The sequence below is a fragment of the Cyclobacterium sediminis genome (genome assembly GCF_054781075.1).
Genome location: NZ_BAAGVC010000007.1, coordinates 258795 through 274565 on the forward strand (window position 1 = coordinate 258795; position 15771 = coordinate 274565).

A 15771-nucleotide genomic window follows, 5' to 3' on the forward strand; every position below is an offset into this window, starting at 1 on the left:
TTAAAAATGCCTATATGAAGCTCTTTCCAAATACAGTTAACGCAGTGGTCAAAGCGTTGGAAGAAATATTTGACAATAACCATTACGCTGACAAAGTAATAGAAAAAGTTTTGCGATCAAATCCAAAATGGGGGGCCAGAGACCGGGCATTTATTGCAGAAAGTGTTTATGAGATCGTTCGATGGAAAAGGTTGATTGAGAAACTAAGTCCTTCGAATGATTATTATCACTGGTTCGGTACCTATTGGGTATTGCATGACAGGGTCTTGCCCGATTGGAGAGAGTTCAAAGGTATCAATGGAGAGAAAATCAGGCAACATAGGTCTAAGATAGAAGACCGGGCCGTGTTGCAGTCCATTCCTGATTGGTTAGATGAAATGGGAGCTGCACAATTGGGTGACAATTGGGAGCACGAATTGGCCAGTCTAAATGAACAAGCGCAGGTGGTATTGCGTGCCAATACGCTTAAGACACAGCGCACTGAGCTCAAAAATAAACTGGAGGAACTGGAAGTAAAAGCATATGTTCCAAAAGAATATCCTGATGCTTTGGTTTTGCTAAAGCGCAAGAATGTGTTTCGGACCCCATTATTTAAAGAGGGGCTATTTGAGGTGCAGGATGCTTCTTCGCAAATGGTAGCTGCAGCTTTGGAAGTGGAGCCGGGTATGAGGGTGATCGATGCCTGCTCAGGAGCCGGAGGTAAAGCCTTACATTTGGCGGCCTTGATGCAGAACAAAGGCAGAATTTTAGCCATGGACACAGAGGCCTGGAAGTTAAAAAACGCCAAGTTAAGAGCCAGAAGAGCCGGGATTTCAATAATGGAAACCAAGGCCATTGAGAGTAACAAAACCATTAAAAGGCTTCATGAAAGTGCTGACCGTTTGTTGTTAGACGTTCCTTGTTCTGGCTTGGGAGTTTTAAAGAGAAATCCGGATACCAAGTGGAAGCTCAACCCGGCATCCATAGCAAAAGTAGAAGCCTTACAAAAAGAGATCTTGTTTCAGTATCCCTCCATGCTCAAACCGGGTGGAATTATGATCTATGCTACTTGTAGTATTCTTCCTTCTGAAAATCACAAGCAAGTGGAGGCTTTCCTAAACAGTGAAAATGGTCAGCAATTTGAACTCATGGAAGAAACTCAGGTGCTTTCCCATGAAAGTGGCTTTGATGGGTTTTATATTGCCAAATTGAGAAAGAAAAAGTAATGAGGTCATTTTTACTGGGGCTAATTTTAGTAATAGTATCATGTGAGACAAGCGAAAAACCTCTTTCCTCACACAAAATATTGGTGATAGGCAACAGTATCACCATCCACCCTCCGGATTCTTCCATAGGTTGGAATGCCAATTGGGGCATGGCTGCCAGTGGCCCCGAGCAGGATTATTTTGCATTATTGAAAGCCGATTTACAAAACCTAATGTCTCAATTGTATATGATGCGTGAGAATGTGTATCCATTTGAAAGAGGCTTTGAAACATTAAACTTTGAACAATATGCTCACCTGAAAGCCTTTGATGCAGATATAATTATTATTAGGCTGGGGGAGAATATAGAAGATGGAGAAATTTCAAATTGGAATTTAGCCGAGGCCATTGAGGAATTTGCCTTTTATCTTGGAAGAGAGGATACAAAATATATTGTGACGACTACTTTCTGGCCAAGACCCCTAGTGAATGAACAATTGATTCATGCTGCCAATAAAAATTTATGGAAGGTAGTTGATATTAGTGACTTAGGAGCAGATCCTGATAATATGGCTATCGGAAAATTCGAAAATCAAGCGGTGGCTTCTCATCCAAATGACCGAGGAATGAGGGGCATAAGTGCAGCTTTGTCCAAGGCAGTTAAGGATATGGAATAATGACTCCCTCCAAAGATTATTCCTTTTAGCAGAGACAAATTTAATTTTTTTAACATTTTTTTTAGAAAAAAATTGATTCGCATGTTAAATTCATTGTATCTTTGACGGGCAAATAGGGTATTTAACCATTTGCCATGAATCCAAACACAGATAAATTTCTCTTCGAAGCACTCACCTATGATGATGTGCTTTTAGTACCAGGATATTCCGAGGTACTTCCCCGCGACACCTCCACTTCTACGCGCCTTACCAAAAACATTCAATTGGAAATTCCATTGGTTTCTGCAGCCATGGACACTGTTACTGAAGCTGAATTGGCCATTGCCATTGCCTTAGAAGGCGGGCTTGGTTTTATTCACAAAAACATGACCATCGAAAAGCAGGCAGCTCAGGTAAGAAAGGTAAAAAGATCTCAAAGTGGAATGATCTTGGATCCCATTACCTTAGACATTGATGCCAAGGTAAAAGATGCAGAGGCTATAATGAGTGAATACAATATTGGGGGCATTCCTGTGGTAGACGAGAACAGGTTTCTCAAAGGAATCATCACCAATAGGGATTTACGATTTATCAAGGACCTAAGTCGACCGGTAAAGGAGATCATGACCATGGAAAAGCTAATCACTGCAAAAGCAGGGATTACGTTAGAAGAGGCTGAAGAAGTCCTTCAAGAATACAAAATCGAGAAGCTGCCTATAGTGGATGAAGACTATAAGTTGACCGGCTTAATTACTTATAAGGATATCCTAAAGCGCAGAGATAAACCTCATGCGTGTAAGGATAGTTTCGGCCGATTACGTGTAGGCGCTGCAGTAGGTGTTACTGCTGATATAGAGCAAAGAGTGGGAGCCTTGGTAAATGCAGGAGTAGATGTTATTAGTATCGATACCGCTCATGGCCATTCCAAAGGAGTGATTGAGACTTGTAAAAAGATCAAAACCATATTCCCAGACCTTGATGTGATTGTTGGGAACATCGCCACTGCAGAAGCCGCCATAGCTTTGGCAGATGCCGGGGCCGATGGAGTAAAAGTGGGCGTTGGGCCGGGTAGTATTTGTACCACTAGGGTAATTGCCGGTGTGGGTATGCCTCAACTGTCCGCTGTCATGGAGTGTTCAAATGCCTTGAAAGGAAGAGATGTTCCTGTTATTGCAGATGGAGGAATTCGATATTCCGGAGATATTGTAAAAGCCTTAGCTGCCGGAGCTGCTTCAGTAATGATTGGTTCTATCCTTGCTGGAACAGAGGAAGCACCCGGAGAGATAATAATCTTTGACGGAAGGAAATTTAAATCTTACCGCGGTATGGGCTCTCTAGAGGCCATGGAATCGGGATCCAAAGATCGTTATTTCCAAGATGCCGAAGAAAACATTAAAAAACTGGTACCTGAAGGTATAGTGGGACGAATAGCTTTCAAAGGCCTGGTTTCAGAAGTGCTGTACCAAATGGTAGGAGGCTTGCAGGCAGGCATGGGTTATTGCGGAACAGCTACCATAGATGACCTCAGAGAGAAAGGAAAATTTGTCAAGATCACAGCTGCCGGAGTAAGGGAGTCACATCCTCATGACATCAACATAACAAGAGAAGCACCAAACTATAGTGCCAAATCTTAATACGGGACATTTATAATAATAAAAAAGGCCGGTGGAAATTTTCCACCGGCCTTTTTTAATGTATAAAAGGGATTTTTAATCCGGATTATGAAATAGATTTTCTATTGCCTATTTCGAGTTTAATCCATGCCTAGAAAGGCGATATCAAAAACCAACACGGAGTTGGCCGGAACCCTTGCAACGTTCTCATTGTCTTGATAGGCATAGGGGGATGGGATGATAATGGTAGCTTTCGCGCCACTTCGAATTCTTTGAAATCCATAAGTAAAGCCTTGAATGGCCCCTCCATTAGAAGTACTTTGCCCAAGGAAGAAAGAAAATATATCGTAATTTCTGTCTTCATCATAAATATCATTTTCCATGGCCACGTCTTCAAGGTTGGAGTCAAAAACAGTTCCATCCAGCAAATAACCGGTGTAATTGGTATAAACCACATTCCCTGAAACAGGTCTTGACCCGGTTCCTTCCTCTGTCACGATGACCACCACTCCCGAAGGATCGTGGATCCTATAAAGGCTGTCATATTGAGCAGTTTCTAAATAGGTATCAATTTTTTCCCTGTCAATGGCTAAATTTCCTTCCGTGTCATAGGTAGGATAGCCATAGCCACTCAAATTGTCATCACAAGAAAAACTGAAAATGGCCAGACAGAAAATTATAATTAATTGATTAGTACGCATCCTTTAGCTATTTGTTTAAGGTTGATAAGGTCTGTTTTCAGTCAGGTCTAATTCAAACACCAAAACAGAATTTGGTGGGATAGAACCTGCTCCCTGACTTCCATAACCATAATAGGAAGGAATAAGTGCCGTAGCTTTCTCTCCTTCCTTCATTAGAGACAATGCCCCGTGCCAACCTTGGATAACACCTGAAACTCCCAGCACTAGTTCATAGGGTTCGTAGGTTCTGGATTCACTGTAGAGTCCATTGTCCCTTGCCGTTTGCTCAATGGAAGTGTCAAATACGGTACCGTCCAATAGCATACCGGTATAATCCACAGCCAAAGTATCCCTGGCGACTGCTACTTCACCTTCTTCTACTACTTCCGTAAACAAAAGTACAATACCTGTCCCTTCTATTTCTTCCTTTTTCATGTATTCGTCCGGGAAATTCTGAATATAGGTTTCAATTTTATCGAGATCTTCTTGAAAAATCACGTCCAAATTTTCCTCTTCAGAGACACAGGAAAGTAAAACAGCGAAAAGAGGCATGAATGCCAAATACTTAATATTTCTAATCATGGTAGGTATGTATATAATAATAGTTACAAAAGCAGGCTTTAGGGAATTACTGCTTTTTTACGTCAGTTACTTCCACGTCAAATATTAAAATAGAGTTAGGTACAATTACCGCCCCTCTTTGGCTAGGCCCATAGGCTAGTGGAGAAGGAATCAATAACTTGGCTTTTGAACCCTTTTTTAACAATTGAAGACCTTCATCCCAACCCGGAATAACCATTCCCTGGCCTACACTGAATGTAAATGGTTCGTAAGGTCTTCCCTCAGTATAGGTTCCAGCCTCTTTGGCTTTGCTTTCAACACTGGTATCGAAAACAGTACCGTCAAGCACATAACCGGTATAGTTTACAGAGATTTCGTCTCCTTGTTCTATTTGTGCACCTGAACCTTCTTCCTCTATGACGTAATAAACACCTGATTCTGTCTTGTCAGCGTCCAAATTATTTTCAGAAATATAGCTTTCTATGGATTGGATATCATCTTCCAATTGAACTTTAGCTTCTTCAGCCTGTTTTCTTTGTCCTTCGGCAGCCAGATCATTAAAGTAGTCTTGGAATACTTCTTCTTCCAATACATTTACCACACCTATCTGTATACTTACAGTTTCGTCATTTTCCAAGAATGGAGGCACGCCCTCAGGAGTAAAGATTTTTTCTGCAGTAGAAGTAATTACGATACTGTCACCATTGTTAAGATTTAGGAAAATCTCATCAACGCCTGTTCTGGCTGTTGCAGTATCTAAATGCTGCAAATACGGAGGCATTGGCTGATCATAACTGGAAATAAACAAGGAGTCACTTCCGGTTTTGGCAGTAAAGTGGTAAACGACAAATTCTCCGTCTTTGGTTTCTTTGTCACCTTGTGTTACATATCGATATTCTATTCCGTCCGAGGTTGTTTCTGTTTTCTCACAAGAGTACAACAGGGAACTAGATGCCAACACCAAGGCACCAAAAACTAAATTATTGATTTTTTTCATCGACTAATTCTAATTGATTAAATAAGATTTGTTTGTTTTCTTTTATTAATTCTTTAAACCGATCTACGGTTTGTTCTAAATTTACATCTGAAATACCGCCGGAGGCATTTTTATGACCACCTCCATTAAAGTACTTGGCTGCAAATTTATTTACAGATACGTCTTCAGCAGAACGAAAAGAGATTTTGACTCCATCTTTCCTTTCTGTAAATAAGGCTGCTATTTTAATTCCATCCAAAGAAAGGGCATAATTTACAAGACCTTCTGTATCCCCGGTTTGGGATTGGTATTTCCTCAGGTCCTTTTTACTAATAGCAAAAAAAGCAGTGTTAAGTTCCGGTAAAATAGTCAACCTTCTGGTAAGGGCAAATCCTAAAAATTTTAGTCGATTTACTGAGTAAGTATCATATATTAACCGAGCAATCTTGGAGTTGTCAGCGCCCAGATCGATTAATTCCGCTGTTACTAAATGTACATTTTTGGTGGTATTGGGATGTCTGAACCCTCCTGTATCGGTCATGATGCCCGAATAAAGGCATTCAGCAATGTCCTTATCGATCAGATCTCTATCCCCTACCTTTACCATTAAGTCATACAATAACTCACAGGTAGCTGCTGCTTCAGTGCTGCAAAAGCTGAAATCCGCAAAGTCTTCCGGTTCCTGATGGTGGTCTATATTGACAATATAAGCTTTGGATTGACGCACGGAATCTTCCATTTTTTGAAGTCGACTAAGACAACAGAAGTCCAAGCAGAATATAATATCTGCCTCAGCAATCAATTTTTCAGCTTTCTCAACTTGCTCAGGGTCTTCATAATTTATCACTTCATCATTCCCTTTCATCCAATGAAGGAAAACAGGATAATCTGACGGCGTAATTACTTCTACCTGGTGTTTTTTCTTATTTAAATAGCCGGCTAAAGCTAATGAAGATCCAAGCGCATCTGCGTCAGGTTTATGATGGGTTGTGATTATAATCTTTTTGGACGAAGCTGAAGAAATCTGTTCTTTAAATAGATTTATATTCTGCATGTGTAATAATTGAGTACCGTATTTAAAAAACACAGATGACAAAGTTCCATATAATTTTCTGAAATTCCCAATTCCTATTTTATCGAAAGATAGACTTTATTTATTATCTGTTTTAAACTTTCGCACTTTAACTTAAAAGGATTAATTTTACAGCCATAACTAATAATCCAAATAAAATTTTATGGCTACCAATAGAACGTTTACAATGATCAAGCCTGATGCCTTCGGTGCTGGGAATTCAGGAGCAATCTTAAAAATGATTGAAGAGGCAGGATTCAAAATCATTGCTTTGAAAAAAACCCAATTGAATGAAGAATTGGCTGGAGAATTTTACAAAGTTCATGAAGAAAGACCCTTTTACAGCGCATTGTGTAAGTATATGTCTTCAGGGCCCATTATTGCTGCAATTTTAGAAAAAGACAATGCCATTGCCGATTTTAGAAAATTAATAGGCGCGACCAATCCTGATGATGCTGAGGAAGGCACCATTAGAAAATTATATGCTACCTCCATTGAAGCCAATGCTGTTCATGGATCCGACTCTGATGAAAATGCTGAAATCGAAGGAAGCTTCTTTTTTAATGCATTTGAAAAATAAAGTGAGTTTGTTTTCTATCCCTCTCGGATTCTGAGAGGGATAGAAAAATTTAAGATTTTTTAACAATTGCTGTTGATTCATCAGATTAAAAATCACAGCCTTAAAGGATTTTTTTTAAATTGGCAACAGATAAACCTGATATGCCATGAAAAAACTAATTTCTTCGCTATTTTTTCTGTTAACCCTTGCTACCCTAAGTTTTTCTCAAGCGTCTTTACCTAGAATTAAAATCGCTGACAATCAAAGGTTTCTTGTTACCGAAGATGGCAGCCCCTTTTTTTGGATGGCAGATACAGCCTGGGAGTTATTCCATAGATGTGATGATGAGGAGATAGACTACTACCTAAATAAAAGAGCAGAACAAGGGTTCAATGTAATTCAGGCGGTCGCTCTGGCAGAAATTGATGGATTAAACAGCCCAAATGCCTTGGGAGAGACCCCTTTATTTGAAAATGACCCCACTCAACCAAATCCCCGCTATTTTGATTATATCGCTGAAGTATTGAAAAAGGCAGAGGCTAAAGGCTTATATGTTGCCTTGCTGCCGACTTGGGGAGATAAGGTCTTTAAGAAGGGTTGGGGTGTAGGCCCTGAGGTTTTTAATGTGGAGAATGCGGAGGTATTTGGTAGGTGGATAGGTAATCGATTCAAGGATTTCACTAATGTGATATGGGTTATTGGAGGGGATAGAAACCCAAGAGAGAACAGCACAGATATTGATATATGGCGTGCAATGGCCAAAGGTATTGCCAGCCAGACCGGAGGCAATGAAAACACCCTGATGACCTTTCACCCCCAGCCTACAGCTCCGGGAGGGTCAAGCAATTGGTTTCATCAAGACAAGTGGCTGGACTTTAATATGCACCAAACGGGCCATTGCCCGAATCAAGCTACCTATAAAAAGATCACACATGATTATAATCTAACACCCATTAAACCTACCATTGATGGGGAACCACTTTACGAAGATCACCCCAATTGCTTTAAGCCGGAGGAATTGGGGCACAGCATACCGGAGGATATTCGCAGAATTATGTATTGGAATGTTTTTGCCGGCGCATTTGGTCAGTCCTATGGCTGTCATGCAGTCTGGCAGATGTTTACACCGGATCGGGAAGGAATCAACTTTCCCTTGAGACCATGGAAAGTTGCCTTGGACCTCCCCATGGCTACACAAGTTCAACACCTCAAAAACTTGATGTTGAGTAGGCCTTTCTTAACCAGGATCCCGGATCAGAACATGGTGGTTGATAAACAGGAAGATGATGAAAGTTATGTAATAGCTACCAGAGATCAGGAGGGAAGTTATGCGATGATCTATATTCCCACCGGAAAAACAGTCACCTTAAACACCTCCATCATGAAATCCAAAACCTTGAAATGTTCATGGTATGACCCACGAACAGGTGCCTGGACTGATGCCGGATTTGTCAGCAGTTCTCCATCATTTACTTATACGGCGCCAAGCTCAGGCGGAAAGGGACACGATTGGGTGATGGTTTTGGATGCCATTTAGTCGGACTTCCTTGCTTCCTTATTTTCACTTTTTTTCTTGAAAAACACTTGCCTCACCCACCTAGGTAAAAAGATGGCCCCTAACAATAGATAGGGATAATAAGAAAACATCCGCCAAAGTATACTGGTGACAAAGGTATAACCGGTCAGGAATTCGTTGAAGAACTGTGTAAAGAAAAACTCTGCTGTTCCACTACTTCCGGGAGTTGGGCTGATCATCATTACGATCCACATGATAATCTGCCTCGCAAAAACGACCACGTGTTCGAAAACCGAAAGTGTTTCAAAGGCAGATATTAGGGAGTTGAGCATTAAGTACCTTGAAGACCAAATGAAAACGGTGGTAAGGATAATAATCAGCCAATATTTGAAATTCTTCCCTTTGAGTTCTTTGCTAGCCTCAATGATTTGATCCCCATAATTATTGGCCTGATATTTCCATTTTCGAAGCCATTTGATTGAAAATAACCTGAGCATTATCCACTTGAAGACCCTGGGACGGTAAAACAAGGCCAGGGCCATTAATACTGAATAAATGGTGTACAAGGTATAACTTCCCCAAAACAGGTATTCCATGCTTGAGCCCAATCTCATTTCCAGCACTCTGCTTTCAGGGAAAATATAGCCCTGGGCTAAAAACAAAATGATTGGCGCACCTATGACAAAGAATAAATTGTCCATAATGGCTGTCAGCATGGTGAAAGCCAAAGCTTTACCTAGGGGAATGCCTTCTTTATTTAGGATAAACACAGCTACAGCCGTTCCTCCTACAATAGAAGGAGTAACTGCTGAGGCAAATTCCCACAAAATGATTACATATATGGCCCTGGACCAAGTCAAGTGCTTATTGGTTACTTCCCTGATCCGAAAAACGTAGCCGGCATCCCGTAAGATGATAAAAACCAATGCCAATAATATGGACCAAATTGAAGCGTCAAAAACTCCCCTTAAAGTTTGGGCATTCACAGTCGGATCCATGTAAAACATGGCAAAGACTATGGCGATCCCAATAAACACAGGAACCCAAACCTTATTTGGATTTAAGGTTTTAAATACTTCCCTATTGTCTAATTTCATAAGTTTTCTACAGGTATAGCTTCTAATCGTTCTACCCAGAAATTGTTAAAACCCTCTCCTATTTTTATTGTCACCAACGTAAGCTGAAGGAGCTCTAAAATGGCTAAAAAAGTATAGATAATAAAAATTTTATCTGGATTCAGGACAATAAAGTCTGAAAAAGGGATTCTGGGATTTTCTTCCAGTCGATCTAAAACCAATGATTTTTGTTGTTCTATGGAATAGGGATATTGAATCACCGTATGCTTTGTGGTATCCTGGCTATGGGCATATTTCGTCAAAACCCTTTGGTACACTTTTAATAGGCGATACAGGTCAAGGTCTTGGAGTTCGGCATCCACCTGATCGATTTGATTGATCTGCTTTAGCTCTTGCACCACATTGCCTCTAGCAAATTTGGACATCCTTTCCTCTTCCATACTTGCAAGTTCGCCAACTACGGACTTGTATTTTTTATATTCCAATAAATGCTTAATTAGATCTTCCCGGGGATCAATTTCTTCTCCATCTTCATTAAGTTCAGGCCTGGGGAGTAGCATTTTCGATTTCACTTTCATCAAAGTGGCTGCAAATAATATAAATTCACTGGCCACCTCAATTTCCATTTTTTCCAGATGGTGAATATAATCAAGAAAATCATTGGTGATTTTAGATATGGGAATATCATATATATCCAGTTCATCACGCTCAATGAAAAACAGCATAAGGTCAAATGGCCCTTCGAATAAAGGTAATTTGATTTCGAAACTCACTGGATAAGATTATTTTTTGTTATTTTTGTATTTCTTATTGTGTTCAAAGATATCACATATCTTGTTAAATCAATAGGCATGTCAATAATTTCCATAAAGGTATGGAGGCCTGAATAATTATTGGTAATATTAAACATTATATCCTATGAATAGGTTATAGTTTTCTGTAAATGAAGATAAGTATATGCAAATAGAACCTGGAAAATTACTTAGAGGAATCCATTACCCGGAAGACCTTAAAAACCTCAGTAAAGACCAATTGGTTCAAATCTGTGATGAATTGAGACAGTTTATCATTGACCATGTTTCTGTTTATGGAGGTCACTTTGGTGCTGGCTTAGGCGTCGTAGAACTTACTGTAGCATTGCATTATGTGCTCAATACTCCTGATGATCAGTTGATTTGGGATGTGGGCCATCAGGCCTATGGACACAAGATCCTTACCGGCCGTAGAAATGACTTTCATACCAATAGACTATACAAGGGCCTATCCGGATTTCCCAAAAGGAAAGAAAGTCCTTTTGATTCTTTTGGCGTAGGACATTCCAGTACTTCCATCTCGGCTGCTCTGGGAATGGCCATGGCTTCAAAATATAAGGGGGATACCAAAAGGCAACATGTGGCCGTAATAGGTGATGGTGCGATGACAGGAGGAATGGCCTTTGAAGCAATGAATCATGCCGGTGTTTCAGACAGTAATATGGTGATTATCCTCAATGACAATTGCATGTCTATTGACCCTAATGTTGGGGCATTGAAGGATTACCTTACAGACATCACCACCTCCCATACTTACAACAAAGTGAAGGACGAAGTATGGCACCTGTTGGGTAAAATCAGTAAATTCGGATTCAGTGCTCAAGATGTAGTTTCAAAAGTGGAGGGAGCCATAAAATCTGCCTTGCTGAAACAGAGCAACTTATTTGAGTCCTTAAACTTGCGCTATTTCGGACCGGTGGATGGGCATGATGTAAATCATCTGGTGGAGGTACTCAATGACCTTAAAGATATTCCGGGACCAAAGATTCTTCATTGCATAACCGTAAAGGGTAAAGGCTTTGCCCCCGCAGAAAAAGACCAGACCAAATGGCATGCTCCGGGGAAATTTGATAAAATTACCGGAGAAATTTCTAAGAAAATACCTACTACTCCCCAAGCACCCAAATACCAGGATGTATTTGGACACACCTTGGTAGAGCTGGCAGAAAAGAATGATAAAATCGTAGGGGTTACTCCTGCAATGCCCTCCGGATCTTCCATGAATATCATGATGAAGGCTTTTCCTGATCGATCATTTGATGTGGGAATAGCAGAACAACATGCAGTTACTTTTTCCGCAGGACTGTCTACTCAGGGCTTGGTTCCCTTTTGTAATATTTACAGCACCTTTATGCAGCGGGCATATGATCAGGTGATTCATGATGTTTGCCTTCAAGATTTGCCGGTTGTGCTTTGCCTGGATAGGGCGGGGTTTGCCGGTGCAGATGGGCCTACTCACCATGGTGCCTATGATTTGGCTTATTTGCGTTGTGTACCTAACCTAGTGGTTAGCGCCCCTATGAACGAAGAGGAGTTGCGAAACCTAATGTTTTCAGGTGCGGAGCACCAGGCCCCTTATGCCATCAGGTATCCAAGAGGTCAGGGTGTTATGCCTGATTGGAAAAAACCGCTAAGGAAAATACCAACAGGTCAGGGAAGGATAATTACCGAAGGTAAAGACATTGCCATACTAAGTATTGGGCATATTGGTAATTATGTGCTCGACAATTCGGAGAAGTTTGAATCGCTAGGACTTAGCGTTGCCCATTATGACATGCGTTTTGTCAAACCTCTTGACGAGTCATTGCTGCATGAGGTTTTTGGTAAATTTGACAAAGTGATCACGGTGGAGGACGGTTGTCTGATGGGGGGATTTGGTAGTGCTGTCTTGGAATGGATGATGGACCACGGTTATCAGGCAAGAATAAAACGTTTGGGCATACCTGATAAAGTCATCGAACATGGAGAGCAAATAGAATTGCACCATGAATGCGGTTTTGATGCTTCCGGAATCCTACAAACGGTGAAAGATATGATGAACCTAAATGTGGAAGATAAAATTAAGATTTAAAAATATCAGTTTTATTATAGATGAGGAAATCCGGCCGGTTTCCTCATTTTTTTTTAAATTGGACCCATGTATAAGTAATTTAATCCGCTACTTCCATGTCCGATATAATAAACCCAAGAAGGGAATTTTTGAAGAAAGCTACGGCGGCATCTGTTGCGCTGACTCTTAGCCGGCCGTCATTTACAAAACCCTTAGAAAAGAAAAAGAATAAGCTTCCACAATGGCGAGGCTTTAATTTGCTGGATTTTTTTAACCCCATTCCCGAAAAAGGACGGAAGACAAAACCTGCTTATTATAAATACATGGCCGATTGGGGTTTTGATTTTGCCAGAATCCCTATTTCCTATCCAAGTTATTTGTCCTTTGATCGAAGCAAGCCCATACGTCCGGATGAGGTACTTCAATTCAATAACAAAATACTGGATGAGATTGATGAAATTGTTCACAATTGTCACCAACAAGGATTGCATGTTAGTTTAAATTTACACAGAGCGCCTGGGTTTTGTATCAATGCAGGTTTTAGAGAGCCGTACAACCTTTGGGAGGACGAGGAAGCTTTGGAAGCCTTTTGTGCCCACTGGGAAATGTGGGCCAAACGCTACAAAAATATATCTTCTAAGAAGTTAAGTTTTGATTTGGTCAATGAACCGTACAAAAGACTTGACCCGAATGACCAGCATTCGCCGGGCGGTCCTGTGCCGGTAAATGAATATAGGAAAGTGGCAGAGGCTGCGTTGAAAACAATTAAAGGCGTCAATAAAAACCGATTGGTCATTGCAGATGGAAATGGAGGTGGAGGGATGGCTATTCCTGAATTTGCTGATTTGGATTTGCACCAAAGTTGCCGGGGTTACTTTCCCATGCATATTTCCCATCACAAAGCACCTTGGGTTTTTAAAGATCCTGAAAGCCTGTCGGAGCCCAATTGGCCGGGCATGCACAATGAGCGGCATTATGGCAAAGCAGACTTGGAAAAACATTACGCACCTTGGATTGCTTTGCTGGAGCAAGGGGTAGGTGTTCACTGCGGAGAGTTGGGTTGTTACAACCAAACTCCCCATAAAGTCTTTTTATCCTGGTTTGGGGATATTTTAGACATTTTGGATGACAATGGAATAGGTTTTGGTTTATGGGAGTTTTCCGGCTCTTTCGGCCTGCTTAACTCCGGAAGGACAGATATAGCATATGAAGATTGGTACGGAGAAAAATTAGATAGGGAATTGTTAAATTTATTGATGAAATATGCCTGAGATATCCTATTGGAAAAAAGGAAAGGGCCAACCGCTCGTTTTGCTTCCCGGTTTTTGCGAAACAAAAGAAATGTGGACAGATTTTGTGGAGCCACTATTGACGAGTTGTGAAGTCTGGTGCCCTGATTTGCCGGGATTTGGTAGCAGCGATGCCTATAAAGGTGATTTTACCATTTCAGATATAGGAAAAGAACTGGCCCATTGGATGCTAACCAATAATATAGGCCATGCAAGCCTAATAGGTCACTCCCTTGGTGGTTATTTGGCCCTGGAAATGGCACAACTGCCAAATCTCAACTTAAGTGGGTTGGGATTGTTTCATTCCACGGCATACCCAGACAGTGAAGAGAAAAAGGATAATAGGGAAAAGACAATAGAATTTGTGAACAAGCACGGGGTAAATAAATTTATCAGCTCCTCATTGCCACTGCTGTTCAAAAGAGAAAATAGGGATCGTTGCAAGGGAGCCATTGACCAACTTATAGCACATGCCAGCCTACTTTCCCGAGACAGTATCATAAATTACCTGAAGGCCATGCGGGACAGAGATGACAATAGGGAAACTCTTGCAGCCTTTCCAAAACCAAAACTGATGATCTGTGGGGTTGAAGACACTGCCGTATCCCTAGCAGACAGCCTGAACCACAAGAAGCTTGTCGATCAGTTCTGTCAACTTTCGGATTGCGGACATATGGGAATGTTTGAGCAAAAGGAAAAAACGCAAGCTGCCATTTGCGATTTTATGGAAAGCTTGAAAAGCTAGTAGGTAGCCCTTCCTCCGGATAAATCAAACACAAAACCGGTATTAAAACTGGCTTCCTCAGATAGTATCCAACTGGCAATAGCAGCTGCTTCATCTACAGTACCAAGGCGCTGCATGGGGATTTTTGAAGCCATATATTCTAATTGCGCCGGATCCGTGTCTTTGTTCATGGCAGTAAGAATAACCGCAGGGGCCAAACCATTGACTGTGATTCCGGAGGTGGCATATTCTTTCCCTAAAGCCTTTACCAAGCCTATTACTCCTGCTTTGGTGGCAGAATATCCCACCATATTTGGGTTTCCTTCTTTACCGGCAATGGAGGCGATAAGGAGAATTCTTCCATATTGGGCCTTCTCCATATATTTTAAGGCATATTTGGCAGTTAAAAAAGAGCCCCTCAAATTGACATTATATATTTTGTCAAATTCCTCAGTAGCATAATCGGTTATTTTTATTTGGGTAGGACCTACTATTCCTGCGGAATTTACCAGTATGTCAAGTTTTCCGAAATGACTGATGCTTGCATGATAAGCATCTTGTACTGCAGCTTCATTGGAAATGTCCACGACAAAAGCTTTTACCGGTAGGCCTGCTTCTTGCCATTCCTTTTCTAAGGCAAGTAGTTTGTCCTGATTGAAGTCCCAAAGCGCAATACTTGCACCTTCAGCAGCCAATCTTTCGGCAATGGCTTTGCCTATGCCATCTGCAGCTCCGGTAATTACTGCCACCCTATTGTTATATCTAGACTTTGTCATTGAAATTATTTTTTGGAATTTCTACTTTTAAAATTAAGAAAGTGCTGATGAATATTTCTTATGGCTAAATTAGATTTAAGAAAAATTTATAAGCCACAGCCTCATTTTTTTGTTTTCTGTCACAATATTTACGACAATTATTTTAAATTACTAAAAGAATTATATCGGCTTAGAATTTCATTTCTTTAATTATAATAAATTCTTGGGTCTTAAGAACGCCGGGGTTT

The 15771-nt window shown here is 40.8% G+C and carries 15 protein-coding genes; 8 read left to right on the top strand and 7 right to left on the bottom strand.

Translation table 11 applies throughout. The features are described 5' to 3' along the window. The first annotated feature begins 14 nt into the window (after window positions 1-14). The 3 genes from ACYVHJ_RS09750 to guaB all read left to right on the top strand — a co-directional run bounded on the left by ACYVHJ_RS09750 (window position 15) and on the right by guaB (window position 3474). The gene (locus ACYVHJ_RS09750) at window positions 15-1205 is read left to right on the top strand and encodes an RsmB/NOP family class I SAM-dependent RNA methyltransferase (RefSeq protein ID WP_460514312.1); all 1191 of its coding nucleotides are present in this window, start codon (window positions 15-17) and stop codon (window positions 1203-1205) included. Next, window positions 1205-1861, top strand: a complete 657-nt coding sequence (locus ACYVHJ_RS09755; protein ID WP_460514313.1) for a hypothetical protein — start codon at window positions 1205-1207, stop codon at window positions 1859-1861. The genes ACYVHJ_RS09750 and ACYVHJ_RS09755 overlap by 1 nt, the downstream gene beginning before the upstream one ends. 134 nt (window positions 1862-1995) lie before the next feature. Continuing rightward, a complete protein-coding gene (gene guaB / locus ACYVHJ_RS09760) occupies window positions 1996-3474 on the top strand; it encodes an IMP dehydrogenase (protein ID WP_339900707.1) in 1479 nt (492 codons plus the stop codon). A 119-nt stretch (window positions 3475-3593) separates the two neighbouring features. Here the strand turns inward: guaB and ACYVHJ_RS09765 are convergent, their stop codons facing one another. The 4 genes from ACYVHJ_RS09765 to ACYVHJ_RS09780 are packed head-to-tail and all read right to left on the bottom strand — an operon-like array spanning window position 3594 to window position 6724. Continuing rightward, complete coding sequence (locus ACYVHJ_RS09765; RefSeq protein ID WP_460514314.1) at window positions 3594-4154, bottom strand: FKBP-type peptidyl-prolyl cis-trans isomerase; 561 nt, start codon at window positions 4152-4154, stop codon at window positions 3594-3596. A 15-nt stretch (window positions 4155-4169) separates the two neighbouring features. Then, window positions 4170-4715 (bottom strand): FKBP-type peptidyl-prolyl cis-trans isomerase, encoded by a 546-nt coding sequence (locus ACYVHJ_RS09770; RefSeq protein ID WP_460514315.1) that lies wholly within the window; start codon window positions 4713-4715, stop codon window positions 4170-4172. A 46-nt stretch (window positions 4716-4761) separates the two neighbouring features. Then, window positions 4762-5691 carry an FKBP-type peptidyl-prolyl cis-trans isomerase gene (locus ACYVHJ_RS09775; protein ID WP_460514316.1) on the bottom strand — a complete coding sequence of 310 codons (930 nt, stop codon included), beginning with the start codon at window positions 5689-5691 and terminating at the stop codon, window positions 4762-4764. Then, entirely contained in the window at window positions 5675-6724 is a 1050-nt protein-coding gene (locus ACYVHJ_RS09780; protein WP_339900711.1) for a DHH family phosphoesterase, read from the bottom strand. The genes ACYVHJ_RS09775 and ACYVHJ_RS09780 overlap by 17 nt, the downstream gene beginning before the upstream one ends. 181 nt (window positions 6725-6905) lie before the next feature. On the opposite strand from ACYVHJ_RS09780, the gene ACYVHJ_RS09785 reads away from it, so the two are divergent. Together ACYVHJ_RS09785 and ACYVHJ_RS09790 are read left to right on the top strand one after the other, a co-directional pair. Further along, window positions 6906-7322 carry a nucleoside-diphosphate kinase gene (locus tag ACYVHJ_RS09785; RefSeq protein WP_014019721.1) on the top strand — a complete coding sequence of 139 codons (417 nt, stop codon included), beginning with the start codon at window positions 6906-6908 and terminating at the stop codon, window positions 7320-7322. A gap of 145 nt (window positions 7323-7467) precedes the next feature. Continuing rightward, window positions 7468-8838, top strand: a complete 1371-nt coding sequence (locus ACYVHJ_RS09790) for a glycoside hydrolase family 140 protein (protein WP_460514317.1) — start codon at window positions 7468-7470, stop codon at window positions 8836-8838. Here the strand turns inward: ACYVHJ_RS09790 and ACYVHJ_RS09795 are convergent. Together ACYVHJ_RS09795 and ACYVHJ_RS09800 are read right to left on the bottom strand one after the other, a co-directional pair. Then, window positions 8835-9914, bottom strand: coding sequence for a lysylphosphatidylglycerol synthase transmembrane domain-containing protein (locus ACYVHJ_RS09795; RefSeq protein WP_460514318.1), 1080 nt, complete (start codon window positions 9912-9914; stop codon window positions 8835-8837). The two genes, ACYVHJ_RS09790 and ACYVHJ_RS09795, sit on opposite strands and share 4 nt — an antisense overlap. Continuing rightward, on the bottom strand, window positions 9911-10666 hold the full coding sequence (locus ACYVHJ_RS09800; RefSeq protein WP_460514319.1) for a segregation and condensation protein A: 756 nt from the start codon (window positions 10664-10666) through the stop codon (window positions 9911-9913). The genes ACYVHJ_RS09795 and ACYVHJ_RS09800 overlap by 4 nt, the downstream gene beginning before the upstream one ends. Window positions 10667-10850: 184 nt before the next feature. Here ACYVHJ_RS09800 and dxs point away from each other — a divergent pair, with 184 nt between their 5' ends. From dxs to ACYVHJ_RS09815, 3 genes are all read left to right on the top strand, one after another. Next, a complete protein-coding gene (gene dxs, locus ACYVHJ_RS09805) occupies window positions 10851-12776 on the top strand; it encodes a 1-deoxy-D-xylulose-5-phosphate synthase (protein ID WP_460514320.1) in 1926 nt (641 codons plus the stop codon). A gap of 95 nt (window positions 12777-12871) precedes the next feature. Further along, window positions 12872-14026: a glycoside hydrolase family 5 protein gene (locus tag ACYVHJ_RS09810; protein WP_460514322.1), complete on the top strand. Its 1155-nt coding sequence runs from the start codon at window positions 12872-12874 to the stop codon at window positions 14024-14026. Further along, window positions 14019-14789: an alpha/beta fold hydrolase gene (locus tag ACYVHJ_RS09815; protein WP_460514323.1), complete on the top strand. Its 771-nt coding sequence runs from the start codon at window positions 14019-14021 to the stop codon at window positions 14787-14789. Before ACYVHJ_RS09810 ends, ACYVHJ_RS09815 begins: the two co-directional genes overlap by 8 nt. On the opposite strand, the gene ACYVHJ_RS09820 is transcribed toward ACYVHJ_RS09815, so the two are convergent. Continuing rightward, complete coding sequence (locus ACYVHJ_RS09820; protein ID WP_339900721.1) at window positions 14786-15544, bottom strand: SDR family NAD(P)-dependent oxidoreductase; 759 nt, start codon at window positions 15542-15544, stop codon at window positions 14786-14788. The two genes, ACYVHJ_RS09815 and ACYVHJ_RS09820, sit on opposite strands and share 4 nt — an antisense overlap. Window positions 15545-15771: the final 227 nt, after the last annotated feature.

Bases quoted from the DNA above. Each gene is read 5' to 3' on its own strand.
- ACYVHJ_RS09770 (WP_460514315.1), bottom strand. From the start codon at position 4,715: ATGATTAGAAATATTAAGTATTTGGCATTCATGCCTCTTTTCGCTGTT.
- ACYVHJ_RS09815 (WP_460514323.1), top strand. From the start codon at position 14,019: ATGCCTGAGATATCCTATTGGAAAAAAGGAAAGGGCCAACCGCTCGTT.
- ACYVHJ_RS09820 (WP_339900721.1), bottom strand. From the start codon at position 15,544: ATGACAAAGTCTAGATATAACAATAGGGTGGCAGTAATTACCGGAGCT.
- ACYVHJ_RS09810 (WP_460514322.1), top strand. From the start codon at position 12,872: ATGTCCGATATAATAAACCCAAGAAGGGAATTTTTGAAGAAAGCTACG.
- ACYVHJ_RS09780 (WP_339900711.1), bottom strand. From the start codon at position 6,724: ATGCAGAATATAAATCTATTTAAAGAACAGATTTCTTCAGCTTCGTCC.
- ACYVHJ_RS09750 (WP_460514312.1), top strand. From the start codon at position 15: ATGAAGCTCTTTCCAAATACAGTTAACGCAGTGGTCAAAGCGTTGGAA.
- guaB (WP_339900707.1), top strand. From the start codon at position 1,996: ATGAATCCAAACACAGATAAATTTCTCTTCGAAGCACTCACCTATGAT.
- ACYVHJ_RS09775 (WP_460514316.1), bottom strand. From the start codon at position 5,691: ATGAAAAAAATCAATAATTTAGTTTTTGGTGCCTTGGTGTTGGCATCT.
- ACYVHJ_RS09795 (WP_460514318.1), bottom strand. From the start codon at position 9,914: ATGAAATTAGACAATAGGGAAGTATTTAAAACCTTAAATCCAAATAAG.
- dxs (WP_460514320.1), top strand. From the start codon at position 10,851: ATGCAAATAGAACCTGGAAAATTACTTAGAGGAATCCATTACCCGGAA.
- ACYVHJ_RS09790 (WP_460514317.1), top strand. From the start codon at position 7,468: ATGAAAAAACTAATTTCTTCGCTATTTTTTCTGTTAACCCTTGCTACC.
- ACYVHJ_RS09785 (WP_014019721.1), top strand. From the start codon at position 6,906: ATGGCTACCAATAGAACGTTTACAATGATCAAGCCTGATGCCTTCGGT.
- ACYVHJ_RS09765 (WP_460514314.1), bottom strand. From the start codon at position 4,154: ATGCGTACTAATCAATTAATTATAATTTTCTGTCTGGCCATTTTCAGT.
- ACYVHJ_RS09755 (WP_460514313.1), top strand. From the start codon at position 1,205: ATGAGGTCATTTTTACTGGGGCTAATTTTAGTAATAGTATCATGTGAG.